Raw genomic sequence first — 13,008 nt, forward strand, 5'->3', positions numbered from 1 at the left:
GCCGTGCGGCGCCTAGAATGGCCCGGTGCAGCCTGTCCTGACCCCGGAAGAGATGGGGGCGGCCGACCGGGCCACGATTGCCGCCGGTACCCCTTCCCATTCCCTCATGGAGCGCGCCGGGCGGGCAGTGGCCCAGGTGGCCGTGGGGATGGCCGGTGGAGCCTACGGGCGCCGCATCCTCGTGGTCTGCGGGCGGGGCAACAACGCCGGGGACGGCTTCGTGTCCGCCCGCCTGCTGGCGGACTGGGGGGCCTATCCCGTGGTCGCCTGCCTCCACGGCCCCGACGAGCTCTCGGGCGACGCCCTCACCAACTTCCACAAGCTCAAGAACATCCGCCGCTTCCGCTCCGAGCCCATCAGGTTCGCCCGTGAGCTGGCCCAGTGCGATCTCGTGGTCGATGCCCTCTTCGGGACCGGCTTCCGGGGGTCGCTGACCGGGCCGGCCGCCGACGCCGTCAACGCCATCAACGCCCGACGCCGCCCCGTCCTGGCGGTCGATATCCCCAGCGGCGTGAACGGCGCCACCGGCGAGATCGCCGGCCCCGCGATCCACGCCGATGTCACCGTCACCATGGCGGCCCGCAAGCTGGGCCTGCTCTTGTACCCGGGATCGGCTGCTGCGGGGCGGATCGAGGTGGTGGACATCGGCATCGCCATGCCGTCCCCGCCCGCGGTGGCGGGCATGCCGGAGGAGGGCGACGTGGCCGCCGCCCTCGGCCCCCGCCCGCTCGACGCCCACAAGCGCAGCGTGGGCACCGTCTTGGTGGTAGCCGGGTCCCGGGGCATGATGGGCGCCGCCGCGCTCGCCACCCGGGCAGCCCTGCGGGCGGGGGCCGGGCTGGCGGCGCTGGCGACGATCCGCTCGGTGGCCTCGGCTCAGGACCTCGGTGTGCTGGAGGCCACCACCCTCGGCCTGCCCGAGACCGCAGAAGGGACGCTGGGGGCGGGGTCCGTCGCACCGGTGCTGGCCCGGGCAGAGGGGGTGTCGGCCGTGGCCATCGGCCCCGGGCTCACCGCCGCACCGCAGACGGCGGAGGCCGTCCGGGCGCTGGCGCAGCAGCTCGGCCGCCCGCTCGTCCTCGACGCCGACGGGCTCAATGCGATTGCCGGCGACACCGACATCCTCGCCGCCCGCCTGGCCCCCACCGTCGTGACCCCGCACCCCGGGGAGCTCAGCCGCCTCCTGCAGACCTCCACCGCCGCCATCCAGGCCGACCGCCTCGGCTCGGCCACCACGGCGGCCCGCCTCCTGCATGCGGTCGTGGTGCTGAAGGGCTACCGCAGCATCGTGGCCTCCCCGGGGGGCGAGGTGGCGGTGGTGACCACCGGCGGCCCGGCCCTCGCCACCGGCGGGACCGGCGATGTGCTGACCGGCGTGACCGTGGCCTTCCTCGCCGCCGGGCTCGCCCCGTTCACTGCGGCCTGGGCGGCGGCCTGGGTGCACGGCCGGGCGGGCGACGTCCTCGCCCAGCGCATCGGCGTCCGGGGTACGCTCGCCGGCGACCTGCCCGACGCGGTGGCAGGGGTGCTGCGCGAGCTGGAGGGGGCATGGTGACCAGGGAGGGGAATGCTGTGTGCATGCGCTATGACCGCCCCGCCGGCTGGGCCTGCGGCGAGTCTGTGAGTGCTGAGGCCCGCATGGCACCCCCAGGCACTCACAGACAACTTCCGAGGGGGAGGCGGCCGTGAACCTGGACCGCGACGAGCTCACCGTCTGGGCCGAGGTGGACGTCGGCGCCATCCGGCGCAACACCGAGCGCCTGCGCGGCCTGCTCAGCCCGGGCACCGAACTGTTGGCGGTGGTCAAGGCGGACGGCTACGGCCACGGAGCGATCGCGGTCGCCCGCGCTGCCCTGGCCGGGGGTGCCGGCTGGCTGGGCGTCGCCCGGGTCCACGAGGGTGAGGCCCTGCGGGAAGCCGGGATCACCGCTCCCATCCTGCTGCTGGCCGAGCCGGTGGCGGGCGCCACCGCCAAGGCGGTGGCACTGGGGCTGACGCCCACGCTGTACACCGCGGAAAGTGCCCGCCGGATCGCCGCCGCCGCCCGCCAGGCCGGGACGAAGCTGCCTGTGCACGTGAAGGTGGACACCGGCATGCACCGCTACGGAGTGCCGCCCCACGCCGTCCCCGGGTTCCTGGAGGGCCTCCGGGATGAGCCCGCTCTCGATCTACAGGGGATCTGGTCGCACTTCGCTGTGGCCGAGGATGTCCTCAACCCCTACACCAAGGCCCAGTTCGAGGCCTTCTCCGATGTCCTCGAGGGCCTGGGGCGCCGGGCTGACGGGCTGATCCGCCACATGGCCAACTCGGCCGCCACGCTGAGCTTCCCCGAGGCGCACCTCGACATGGTGCGCTCCGGCATCGCGGTGTACGGCATCCACCCGGACCCCGGCCTCGCCGACCGCCTGGAGCTGGAGCCGGCGATGTCGTTCCGTACCCGGGTGGGGTTCACCAAGACCCTGGCCGCCGGGGAGTCCGTGTCCTATGGCCAGCGCTACGTGATGCCGGCCGAGGGCCACGTGGCCAGCATCCCGTGCGGCTACGCCGACGGGTTCCGCCGGGCACTCACCAATCAGGGCGAGGTGCTGATCCGGGGGCGGCGCTACCGGGTGGCGGGCACCGTGACCATGGACCACCTGATGGTGGACGCCGGTGAGGACGAGCTGGCCCCGGGGGACGAGGTCACCATTCTGGGCCGGCAGGAGGGCGACGCGATCACCGCCCAGGAGGTGGCCACCCGGCTGGGGACCATCCCCTATGAGGTGGTCTGCGGCCTCAGCGCCCGGGTTCCGCGGCTTTACGTGGACTCCTAGAGCCCGTCCCCGCACTGGGTTCGTCAACCCCCCCCGCCGGTATCATGACCGTGAGGAAGCACCACAGGGACTGCCCGCGCGTGCCGCCCAGAGCCGGGTGGGGCGAGCGGTGCACGGGCTCGGCAAACGGCGGAGCCGGAGGCGGAGCGCCATCTCGGCGAGGGGAGGGGCGGTGACCTGGGAGACGCTGGCCGAGGTTCGCGCCGAGGCGCTCGGCTGCACCCGGTGCCGCCTGTCAGCCGGCCGCACCCAGGTGGTCTGGATGGACGGCAACCCTGACTCGTCGCTCATGTTCGTCGGGGAGGCCCCCGGGTTCCATGAGGACCGCCAGGGGCTGCCCTTCGTCGGCGCCGCCGGGCAGCTGCTGGACAGCATGCTCGCCACCATCGGCCTGGACCGCACCGGGTGCTGCATCTGCAATGTCCTCAAGTGCCGGCCGCCGGGTAACCGGGACCCGATGCCGGACGAGATCGACGCCTGCCGCCCCTACCTTTCGGCGCAGCTGGGCTTCATCAAGCCCCGGGTGATCGTCACGCTGGGCAACTTCGCCACCCGGTTCGTCCTGGACCGCCAGGTGTCGATCTCCCGGGTGCGCGGGCAGCGCTTCACCATCGGCGGAGCCACCGTCGTGCCCACGTTCCACCCCGCCGCCGTGTTGCACGGGGGCGGCGGCGCCTCCCCGCAGATGACCGCCCTGCGGGACGACTTCGCCCTGATCGCAGCCATCCTGGCCGAGCCGCCCCCCGCCCCGCCCGCCCCGCCTGAGCCCCCCGAGGCGCCCGCCCGGCGGGCCGACGGGAGTGAGGCGGCGGAGCTCGAGCCCTACGAGCAGGACGCCCTCTTCTGATGCCGCCCTTCCCACCCGGGCATCTCCCGGGCCGCTTCCCCGGCGCCTCGTCCAACCACCGGTCTCTGGAGCTGGAGTCCGGGTCGCCTGAGCAGACCCGGCGCCTGGCGATGTCGCTCAGCCCGCTGCTGCACCCGGGCGACGTTGTGGCGCTGGGTGGGGACCTGGGCGCCGGCAAGACCACCTTCGTCCAGGGCCTGGCGGCCGGGCTGGGGATCCCGGACCGGGTGACGAGCCCGACCTTCATCCTGATGCGCGAGTACCTTGGGGGCCGGTACCCATTGATCCACATGGATGTCTACCGCCTGGAGCGGATGCAGGAGGTGGTGGACCTGGGCTACGACGAATTCCTGGACCCGGGCCACATCGTCGTGGTCGAGTGGGGGGACATGGTGGAGCCGCTGCTGCCCAAGGAGCACCTCAGCATCCACATGCGCTACGGCGCGGCGGGCGATCCGTTCGGCCCGTCCCGGGACACCGTGCGCCAGATCTCGCTCCGGCCCCACGGGGCGCTGTGGGAGAAGCGCATGCAGACCGCCCAGGTGCTCGTCGAGGGCGTGGTCTCACCCAGTCCGGGCCCCGATGACGGCCCCGACCACCCGCGCGGGGAGGGCCGCTAGATGCTGGTGCTGGGCATCGAGACCTCCACCCCCCAGGCGTCGGTCACCATCGGCTCCGAGCAGGGCATCATCGGCTCCTGCACGATCTCCCGAGGGGCGGCCTACGGCGAGTTCCTGCTGCCCGCGGTCGAGTTCCTCATGCGCCAGTCGGGGCTCACCTACCGCCAGCTCTCCGCCCTGGCGATCGGCCTGGGGCCGGGGCTCTTCACCGGCATGCGGGTGGGCGTCGCCACCGCCAAGACCCTGGCCCAGGCGCTCTCGGTGCCCATCGTCGGGGTGCCCTCCCTTGATCTGCTCGCCTTCGACGCCCGCTACACCGCCAAGGTGATCTGCCCGGTGCTGGACGCCAAGCGGGGCGAGGTGTTCTTCGCCTTCTACCGCCAGGTCCCGGGAGGCATCACCCGGGTCAGCGAGTACCAGGTCGGCTCGCCCGAGCGCCTCGCCGCCGAGTTCGACGCCCAGGGGTCCGAGGTCCTCGCCATCGGGAATGGGGCCCTGCTGTACCGGGCTAAGCTGGAGGTGGCGGAGAGAGTGGAGTTGGGCACGATGACGCATGCATTCCCCCGGTCGGCCGCACTGATCGATCTCGCCCTGCCCCGCCTCGTCCGGGAGGACTTCGACCGCCTGTTCGATATCGAGCCCATGTACATGCGGCGCACCCAGGCCGAAATCAACTGGGACGCCCGCAGCCTCCGGTGACCTCCCGATGAGCGCCCTTCCCCACCCGCCCCAGATCGACCCGCAGGCCGTCGAGCTGGTGGTCATGCGCCGCCGCCACCTGCGCCAGGTGCTGCGCATCGAGTCACAGGTGTACCCCCGGCCGTGGAGCGCAGCCCTCTTCCTGCAGGAGATGAGCCGCAAGACCGACCGGGCCTACCTGGTAGCCCGTTACGACGCCCAGGTGATCGGGTACGGGGGCGTCATGATCGCCCCGCCGGAAGCCCACATCACCACGATCGCGGTCGATCCCGGCTACCACCGCAACCACATCGGGACCAAGCTCATGCTGGGCCTCATCGACTCCGCCACGAACCGGGGGTGCCGCTCGGTGTCGCTCGAGGTCCGCAAGTCCAATCTCGGGGCCCAGAAGATGTACGAAGCCTTCGGGTTCCGCCCGGTGGGCGTGCGCCGGGGCTACTACGTCGAGACCGGCGAGGACGCCATTGTCATGTGGGTGGAAGGGGTGGACCTGCCGAAGTACGGCGAGGTCCTCGACCGCCACCGGGCCACGATCACCCACGTCGGCGGGGGTGATGCCGGTGCCTCCTAGCCGCTCCTCCGAGTCCGCGGTGGCCGGGATCGTCGAGGTCCCGGTGCGGGAGGATCTGCGCAGCGACCTCGACCTGGGGCCGGATGACCCCGAAGGCCTGGGGGTCGAGCCCCTGCCCGAGCGCCAGGTATTGGGCGACCTCCAACAGGAGACCCTGATCCTGGCCATCGAGACCTCGTGCGACGAAACCTCGGTGGCGGTGCTCCAGGGCGAGAGCAAGCTCCTGGCCAATGTCGTGTCCTCGCAGTCGGCTCTCCACGAGCGCTACGGCGGCATCGTGCCCGAGCTGGCCTCCCGGGCGCACGTCCAGGCGATCAACCCGGCCCTGGCCGAGGCGTTGCGCCAGGCCGATGTCACCTTCTGGGACCTCGACGCCGTCGCGGTCACCATAGGCCCCGGCCTCATCGGGTCCCTGGTGGTCGGTGTGGCGGCGGCCAAGTCGCTCGCCGCCCTCCTGGAGGTGCCTCTCGTCGGGGTCAACCACCTGGAGGCCCACATCTACGCCAACTTCCTGGAGCACCCGGCGTGCGAGCCGCCGCTCATCGCCCTCATCGTCTCCGGGGGCCACACCATGCTGGTCCACATGCCCGCCCACGGCGAGTACGAGCTGCTGGGCGAGACGCTGGACGATGCCGCCGGCGAGGCCTTCGACAAGGTGGCCCGCTACCTGGCCCTCGGCTACCCGGGCGGGCCGGTGGTGGACAAGATGGCGGCCAGCGGGAACCCGATCGCCATCGCCTTCCCCCGCCCGATGCTCCGGGAGGGCTACGACTTCTCCTTCTCCGGCCTCAAGACTGCGGTGCTCACCTACGTCGAGGGCCAGCGCCGGGCGGGCAACGAGCCCGACACCGCCGACCTGTGCGCCTCGTTCCAGGAGGCCCTGGTGGACTGCCTGGTCACCAAGACCCTGAAGGCGGCCCGGGAGCGGGAGGTCCCCACGGTGGTGATCGCCGGCGGCGTGGCGGCCAACTCCCGGCTGCGGGAGGCCATCGGCGTGGGCTGCGAGCAGGCCAACCTGCGCCTGTTCTACCCGTCGCCCGGGCTCTGCACGGACAACGCCGCCATGGTGGCCGGCTGCGGGTACCATCGCTACCGCCGGGGGGTGCGGGCCTCGCTGGACGTCAGCCCGGACCCCAACCTGCCCATCGTCTGAGCTCCGCTCGCGCTCCGCGCCCTTCTGAGGTCGGGTTTGACGCTCGGGGGTGCCTCCGGTAGCATGCCATTAGCACTCTGGAGGTTTGAGTGCTAACCGACACCACAGGGTTCGAATACCAAGAGGAGGTACGGAATGAAGCTGCGGCCACTAGGCGACCGGGTACTGGTCCGGGTCGAGGACACCGAGCAGGCCTTGCCCTCCGGGCTGGTCATCCCAGACACCGCCAAGGAGAAGCCCCAGGAGGGCGTCATCGTCGCGGCCGGTCCGGGCGCCTACCACGAGGGCACGCGGATCCCGCTGGACGTCAAGGAAGGCGACAAGGTCATCTTCTCCAAGTACGGCGGCACCGAGGTGAAAGTGGATGGCGAGGACCTGCTGATCCTGTCCGAGCGGGACATCCTCGGGGTGATCAGCTAACCGTCACGACCCAGCTGCTCGGTTGAAGGCCCCGCTCCGGCGGGGCCTTTTCGCGTCTCCGGTGCGGCCCGGTCTGCCTCGCCCGCGCAATGCGCCGAGATTGAACTCTTCAGCGGATGGGAATATCGCTCATCAGGCGTGGTCGCGCGCGAGCACAGCCACGCCGCAACGGAGGGGCCGGGTCGCGGCCCCCGGGTGAAAGGAGTGGGCCTGTGCGGCATCGTCTGGTGCTCTTCGTGGTGGTGGGGATGGTACTGGCTGGCTGTTCGAAGTCCACGACCTCGACGAACAATTCACCGGGGAGTTCCAGCGCCCCGCCCCCGAGCCCGACGCCCACCGCCGCCTCGCTCACGCTACAGCAGATGCCCACCGGCACCGCCACCCTGACCTGGGACCCGACCACCAAGGTGATCAGCGCAACGGTCAACATGGTCGGCTTCACGCCCGGCAGCGCCCACGCCATGCACATCCACACCGGGAGCTGCCTCAACCAGGTGAACCCGCCGGTGATCCCCTTCCCCGACCTGACGGCGAATGCAGCCGGGGCAGTGAGCGAGACGGTGAAGTCCACCGCGGTGGCCGGCGGGATCCCCGCCAGCGGCTACCTGAACGTCCACCTGGCGCCCGGCGCCCAGTTGGGGAGCCCGGGCTCGACGAGCTTCACGCCCATCGCCTGCGCCGACCTGCCGACCAGCACCGCCACAGGGGCCACAGGGGCCACGGGGGCCACGGGGGCCACGGGCACGGCGACCCCGACCTCCACCTCGTCCTCGACCTCCACGGCCACGCCTACCAGCACGGCCAGGCCTACCAGCACGGCGTCGACCAGCTCCAAGACCGGACCCATCACGCTCACGATGCAGGCCCTCCCCCAGCCCGGCCAGCACCCCCAGGGCACCGTCAGTGACCACTACGACGCCACTGCCCACACGCTCACCGTGAACATCAACGCCACCGGGCTGCCCACCAGCACGGCCCACGCCGCCCACGTCCACTCCGGATCGTGCGCCGCCCAGGGCCCGGTGGTCTACATGCTGAGTGACCTGATGGCGGACGCCACGGGCAACGCCACGGGCAGCTCCACGGTGACCGGCGTCATGACCGCCCCGCCGGCCACCGGCTGGTACGTCAACGTGCACATGGGGTCGGGCGCCGCCATAACCACGCCCAACGGGCAGCCGACGCTGGTGTTCCAGCCCATCCTCTGCGTGGATCTGCCCGGGTAGCGCACGGGCGGTCGCCGGCCGGCCCCGGAGCGTCGGTGGGGCCGGCCCGGCGGCCGGGCCGCCTTACGGCAGGTAGTTCATCGGGTTGTTGGGCACGCCGTTGATGCGGACCTCGAAGTGGAGGTGCGGCCCGGTGCAGTAGCCGGTGCAGCCCACGTCGCCGATCACCTCGCCCTGGCTGACGTGGCCACCGTCGATGATCTTGCGGCTCATGTGGGCGTACAGGGTCGATACCCCATTGCCGTTGTCGATGATCGAGCAGATCCCGTATCCGGTCCCGCACGAGATGCTCAGCACCGTCCCGTCCTTGGCCGCATGGATGGGCGTGCCGGTGGACGCGCCGATGTCGATCCCGTAGTGGAAGCCGCCCCGGCGGGGGCCGAAGGGCGAGGTGATCGGCCCGTGCACCGGCCAGGCCAGGCCGGCCCCGGAGACGGCGCCCGAGCCGTGCGAGAGCGAGGCGTCGTTCTCCAGGGCGTTGGTCAGGTCGACCGACTCCTGGGTGAGCTCCTGCTCGTCCTTCAACTCCTGGGTGATCTCGGCGTTGACCGCGTCCAGGGCGGCCTGGCGCTGGGCCTTGGCACCGTTCAACAGGTCGCCCCGGGCACTGAGGGCGCCCTCCTTCGCCTGCAGGGCGCTCTCGGATGCCTGCAGATCGGCCTGCTCCACGCCGATGGCGTCCTTCAGGCGCCGGGTCTGGATCATCACCTTGGCATCGATCTGCGAGGCGATCTGCCACACCACGGTCTGGCGCTCCAGCTGGCCGATCGAGCGGGCGGACAGCAATGAGGTGAGCGTCTGGGCCGGGCCCGCCTCGTAGATGCTGCGGGCACGCGTGTCAGCCGCCGCCTGCGCGCTCTGCTCCTGGGACTGGAGCTGGGCGATCTGGGCGTTGTCAGTGGCGATGTCGCTTTTCAGGTTGTACACCGACTGGGTGTTGACCCCCAGCTGGCGGTTCAGGGTGTCGATCTGCTTGTTCAGGGCCGCGACCTGCGACTGGATCACCGACTGCTTGCCTTTGGACGCCGCCAGCTTCTTTTCGATCGCGGCGAGCTGCGCCCGAGTCTGGTCCAGCTGGCTCTGGTCACTGCCGCTGCTGGCGCCCGCGGGCGCAGCCACCACAACCAGGCCGAGCAGGGCAATGGCGACCGACCAGGTCGTCAACGTCCGGAGGAATGCCCGCGTGGGCCCGGGAAGGCGCCCAGATGGGCGCGCGAAAACGCCGTGGGGCTGCATGCGGGAGCCACGGTAGCGGCGCGCCGCGAGCCCTGTCAAGGTGATAGCCTCCCCGGCCTCAGTCAGCGCTTCCCGTCAGGTGGTCTGCGCGTGCCCACATTCCACAAGCTGATCGGCGGGGCCCTCATTGCGATCTTCTTCGTTCTGTTCGTGTGGGGCACCCTGTTCTGGATCCGCAACAAGGACCCCGGCCCCGGCTTCTGGGGCCTGCTGGCGGTGGGCCAGGTGGCCATCGGGATCCAGGTGGTGGCCGGGATCATTCTGCTGCTCCTGGGCAACCGCCGGCCCTGGCTGCACTACTCCTACGGCGGCTTCACGGTGCTGGTGCTCTATGTCGCCCACCGGGTGGCCAAGAGGTTCACCGGCGTCGAGTGGGCGGTGTTCGGCGTCGCGTCCCTCTTCGTCACCGGCTTGCTGATCCGGGGCTACATGACGGGCATCGGCATGGGGTAGGGCGCAGTCCGGTAAGGCGCAGTCTGACCTACCACACCTGGTATAAAAGAGCCCACCGACCACTACAGGAGCCACCACACATGGATCTCGAGATCGGCATTGGCAAGACGGCCCGGCGGGCCTACGGATTCGACGACATCGCCATCGTGCCCTCACGGCGGACCCGGGATCCCGACGACGTGGACCTGAGCTGGGAGATCGACGCCTACCGCTTCACCCTCCCGCTCATGGCCGCCGCCATGGACGCCGTCGTGTCGCCCTCCTCGGCCGCCGAGATCGGCCGGCTGGGCGGGCTCGCCGTGCTGAACCTCGAGGGCCTGCAGACCCGCTACGAGGACGTGGACACCGTCCTGGAAGAGATCGCCGCCGCCCCCAAGGAAACGGCGACTGCCCGCATGCAGGAGCTCTACACCGAGCCGATCAAGCCTGAGCTGATCCACAAGCGCATCGGCCAGATCAAAGAGGCGGGCGTCATCGCCGCCGCCAGCCTCACGCCCCAGGCGGTGACGAAGTACGCCTCGCTGGTGACCGAGGCCGACCTGGACATCCTCATCATCCAGGGCACCGTGGTGTCGGCCGAGCACCTCTCGGCGCACACCGAGCCCCTGGACCTGAAGAAGTTCATCGCCACCTACGACCTGCCGGTGATCGTCGGCGGATGCGCCTCGTACCAGGCCGGGCTGCACCTGATGCGCACCGGAGCGGTCGGCGTCCTCGTGGGCGTCGGCCCCGGTGCCGCGTGCACCTCCCGCCAGGTCCTGGGCATCGGGGTACCGCAGGCCACCGCCATCGCCGACGTGGCCGCCGCCCGGATGCGCCACCTGGACGAGAGCGGACGCTACGTGCAGGTGATCGCCGACGGCGGCATGCGCACCGGCGGCGACATCGCCAAAGCCATCGCGTGCGGCGCCGATGCGGTCATGATCGGCTCCCCGCTCACCCGGGCCGCCGAGGCCCCGGGGCGCGGCTACCACTGGGGGATGGCGAGCTTCCACTCCTCGCTACCCCGCGGGGTGCGGGTGGAGTCGGGCATGGCGGGGAGCCTCGAGGAGATCCTCTACGGCCCGGCCAAGGTCAATGACGGCACCATGAACCTCTTCGGCGCCCTCAAGTTCTCCATGGCCACCTGCGGCTACGCCTCCATCAAGGAGTTCCAGAAGGCCGAGATCGTGATCGCCCCGGCCATCACCAGCGAGGGCAAGTTCCTGCAGCGCCAGCAGGGAGTGGGCCAGGGCGCCTGAGATGGCGCCCGAAGCCTTCGACACCGTCCTGGTCGTCGATTTCGGCGCGCAGTACGCCCAGCTCATCGCCCGCCGGGTGCGGGAGTGCCGGGTGCGCTCCGAGATCGTGCCCGCCTCGATCTCCCCCGCCGAGGTCCGCCGCCGGGCGCCCAAGGGCCTGATCTTCTCCGGGGGGCCCAAGAGCGTCTACGAGCCCGGTGCCTACCAGGCCGACCCCGGCCTCTTCGACCTGGGCATCCCGGTCCTGGGCATCTGCTACGGGCACCAGCTGATGGCCGCCACCCTGGGCGGCGAGGTGGCCCGGGGCCAGGCGGGCGAGTACGGCCGGACGTCGGTGTCGCTCACCGGCGGTCTGCTGTTCGAGGGCCTGGCGGAGGCCCAGACCGCATGGATGAGCCACAACGACGGCGTGGTCACCCCGCCGGAGGGATTCCGGGCCACCGCTTCCAGCCCGGGCGCGGCCGTGGCGGCCATGGAGGACCCGGCCCGGGGCCTCTTCGGCGTGCAGTTCCATCCCGAGGTGGCCCACACGCCCAACGGCACCGAGGTGCTGAAGAACTTCCTCTACAAGGCGTGCGACTGCCTGCCCTCGTGGACCGCCACCGGCGTGATCGAGGCGCAGCTGGAAGCGGTGCGGGCCCGGGTCGGGGACCACCGGGTGGTGTGCGGCCTGTCCGGCGGGGTGGACTCCGCCGTGGCCGCCGCCCTGGTCCACCGGGCGGTGGGCGATCGCCTCACCTGCATCTTCGTGGACCACGGCCTGCTCCGGGCGGGCGAGGCCGAGCAGGTGGTGGACACTTTCGGCGGCCACCTCAACATCGACCTGGTGCACGTGAAGGCGGCCGACCGTTTCCAGGAGCGCCTCGCCGGGGTCACCGATCCCGAACAGAAACGCAAGGTGATCGGTGTCGAGTTCATCCGGGTCTTCGAGGAGGCGGCCCGCGACATTGCCGGCTCCGAGGCCGCTGCCCCGTTCCTGGTCCAGGGCACGCTGTACCCCGACGTGATCGAGTCCGGTGGTGCCAGCGGTGTGGCCGCCCGGATCAAGACCCACCACAATGTCGGGGGCCTGCCCGACGACATGGCCTTCGAGCTGGTCGAACCGCTGCGGGACCTGTTCAAGGACGAGGTCCGCAAGGTGGGCGAGGAGCTGGGCCTCCCGGAGGAGATCGTGTGGCGCCAGCCCTTCCCCGGGCCGGGCCTGGCGGTGCGCATCCTGGGCGAGGTCACCCCCGAACGCCTGGCGATGGTGCGGGCGGCGGACGCCATCGTGGTGGGCGAGCTGCACCGGGCGGGGCTGTCCCGCCAGATCTGGCAGTCCTTCGCCGTGCTGCTGCCGGTGCGGACGGTGGGCGTGATGGGCGACGAGCGCACCTACGGCAACGTGGTGGCGGTGCGGGCGGTGGAGTCCGAGGACGCCATGACCGCCGACTGGGCCCGGGTCCCCCCCGAGGTGCTCGACGTCATCGCGGGCCGGATCGTGGCCGAGGTGCCGGGGGTGAACCGGGTGGTGTACGACATCTCGTCGAAGCCCCCGGCCACCATCGAGTGGGAGTAGGCGCCCGCCGGGAGAGGCCTCGGTTTCTGTCTACACCCAGGGGTCCTAGGTGGCGGCCGATGTACACAGAATCGCGGTGACACTCGCAGGCGGGGCCGCAATCCCCGTGAACATCCAAACGATCCCGGGTGAGGTCCGCCACGGCATCGGCGTGGGAGTCCACGGTCGCCC

13 protein-coding genes are annotated in these 13,008 nt (G+C 71.3%); 12 read left to right on the forward strand and 1 reads right to left on the reverse strand.

The features are described 5' to 3' along the window. Positions 1-25 precede the first annotated feature (25 nt). From VFW71_16835 to VFW71_16875, 9 genes are all read left to right on the forward strand, one after another. On the forward strand, positions 26-1,555 hold the full coding sequence (locus tag VFW71_16835; protein ID HEU5004426.1) for an NAD(P)H-hydrate dehydratase: 1,530 nt from the start codon (positions 26-28) through the stop codon (positions 1,553-1,555). Between the two features lie 130 nt (positions 1,556-1,685). After that, a complete protein-coding gene (gene alr, locus VFW71_16840; GenBank protein HEU5004427.1) occupies positions 1,686-2,813 on the forward strand; it encodes an alanine racemase in 1,128 nt (375 codons plus the stop codon). A gap of 172 nt (positions 2,814-2,985) precedes the next feature. After that, positions 2,986-3,660: a uracil-DNA glycosylase gene (locus tag VFW71_16845; GenBank protein ID HEU5004428.1), complete on the forward strand. Its 675-nt coding sequence runs from the start codon at positions 2,986-2,988 to the stop codon at positions 3,658-3,660. Then, positions 3,660-4,280, forward strand: coding sequence for a tRNA (adenosine(37)-N6)-threonylcarbamoyltransferase complex ATPase subunit type 1 TsaE (gene tsaE / locus VFW71_16850; GenBank protein HEU5004429.1), 621 nt, complete (start codon positions 3,660-3,662; stop codon positions 4,278-4,280). Before VFW71_16845 ends, tsaE begins: the two co-directional genes overlap by 1 nt. Further along, positions 4,281-4,979: a tRNA (adenosine(37)-N6)-threonylcarbamoyltransferase complex dimerization subunit type 1 TsaB gene (tsaB, locus tag VFW71_16855; GenBank protein HEU5004430.1), complete on the forward strand. Its 699-nt coding sequence runs from the start codon at positions 4,281-4,283 to the stop codon at positions 4,977-4,979. 7 nt (positions 4,980-4,986) lie between these two features. Next, on the forward strand, positions 4,987-5,550 hold the full coding sequence (gene rimI / locus VFW71_16860; protein ID HEU5004431.1) for a ribosomal protein S18-alanine N-acetyltransferase: 564 nt from the start codon (positions 4,987-4,989) through the stop codon (positions 5,548-5,550). Continuing rightward, on the forward strand, positions 5,540-6,703 hold the full coding sequence (gene tsaD / locus VFW71_16865) for a tRNA (adenosine(37)-N6)-threonylcarbamoyltransferase complex transferase subunit TsaD (GenBank protein ID HEU5004432.1): 1,164 nt from the start codon (positions 5,540-5,542) through the stop codon (positions 6,701-6,703). Before rimI ends, tsaD begins: the two co-directional genes overlap by 11 nt. A gap of 135 nt (positions 6,704-6,838) precedes the next feature. Further along, complete coding sequence (groES, locus tag VFW71_16870; protein ID HEU5004433.1) at positions 6,839-7,123, forward strand: co-chaperone GroES; 285 nt, start codon at positions 6,839-6,841, stop codon at positions 7,121-7,123. A 212-nt stretch (positions 7,124-7,335) separates the two neighbouring features. Continuing rightward, the gene (locus VFW71_16875) at positions 7,336-8,349 is read left to right on the forward strand and encodes a CHRD domain-containing protein (GenBank protein ID HEU5004434.1); all 1,014 of its coding nucleotides are present in this window, start codon (positions 7,336-7,338) and stop codon (positions 8,347-8,349) included. Positions 8,350-8,412: 63 nt separating this feature from the next. Here VFW71_16875 and VFW71_16880 read toward each other — a convergent pair whose 3' ends face one another. Then, positions 8,413-9,513, reverse strand: a complete 1,101-nt coding sequence (locus VFW71_16880; GenBank protein ID HEU5004435.1) for a peptidoglycan DD-metalloendopeptidase family protein — start codon at positions 9,511-9,513, stop codon at positions 8,413-8,415. Positions 9,514-9,675: 162 nt separating this feature from the next. Between VFW71_16880 and VFW71_16885 the strand changes: the two genes are divergently transcribed. From VFW71_16885 to guaA, 3 genes are all read left to right on the forward strand, one after another. After that, entirely contained in the window at positions 9,676-10,038 is a 363-nt protein-coding gene (locus VFW71_16885; protein ID HEU5004436.1) for a hypothetical protein, read from the forward strand. An 80-nt stretch (positions 10,039-10,118) separates the two neighbouring features. Continuing rightward, entirely contained in the window at positions 10,119-11,279 is a 1,161-nt protein-coding gene (locus tag VFW71_16890) for a GuaB3 family IMP dehydrogenase-related protein (GenBank protein HEU5004437.1), read from the forward strand. A gap of 1 nt (position 11,280) precedes the next feature. Then, on the forward strand, positions 11,281-12,837 hold the full coding sequence (guaA, locus tag VFW71_16895; GenBank protein ID HEU5004438.1) for a glutamine-hydrolyzing GMP synthase: 1,557 nt from the start codon (positions 11,281-11,283) through the stop codon (positions 12,835-12,837). Positions 12,838-13,008 lie beyond the last annotated feature (171 nt).

Source organism: Actinomycetota bacterium (assembly GCA_035765775.1).
GTDB lineage: Bacteria > Actinomycetota > CADDZG01 > JAHWKV01 > JAOPZY01 > DASTWV01.

What these genes read in the sequence shown, in the direction of transcription:
- tsaB (HEU5004430.1), top strand. Translation starts at nt 4,281, where the DNA reads ATGCTGGTGCTGGGCATCGAGACCTCCACCCCCCAGGCGTCGGTCACC.
- guaA (HEU5004438.1), top strand. Translation starts at nt 11,281, where the DNA reads ATGGCGCCCGAAGCCTTCGACACCGTCCTGGTCGTCGATTTCGGCGCG.
- groES (HEU5004433.1), top strand. Translation starts at nt 6,839, where the DNA reads ATGAAGCTGCGGCCACTAGGCGACCGGGTACTGGTCCGGGTCGAGGAC.
- VFW71_16890 (HEU5004437.1), top strand. Translation starts at nt 10,119, where the DNA reads ATGGATCTCGAGATCGGCATTGGCAAGACGGCCCGGCGGGCCTACGGA.
- tsaE (HEU5004429.1), top strand. Translation starts at nt 3,660, where the DNA reads ATGCCGCCCTTCCCACCCGGGCATCTCCCGGGCCGCTTCCCCGGCGCC.
- rimI (HEU5004431.1), top strand. Translation starts at nt 4,987, where the DNA reads ATGAGCGCCCTTCCCCACCCGCCCCAGATCGACCCGCAGGCCGTCGAG.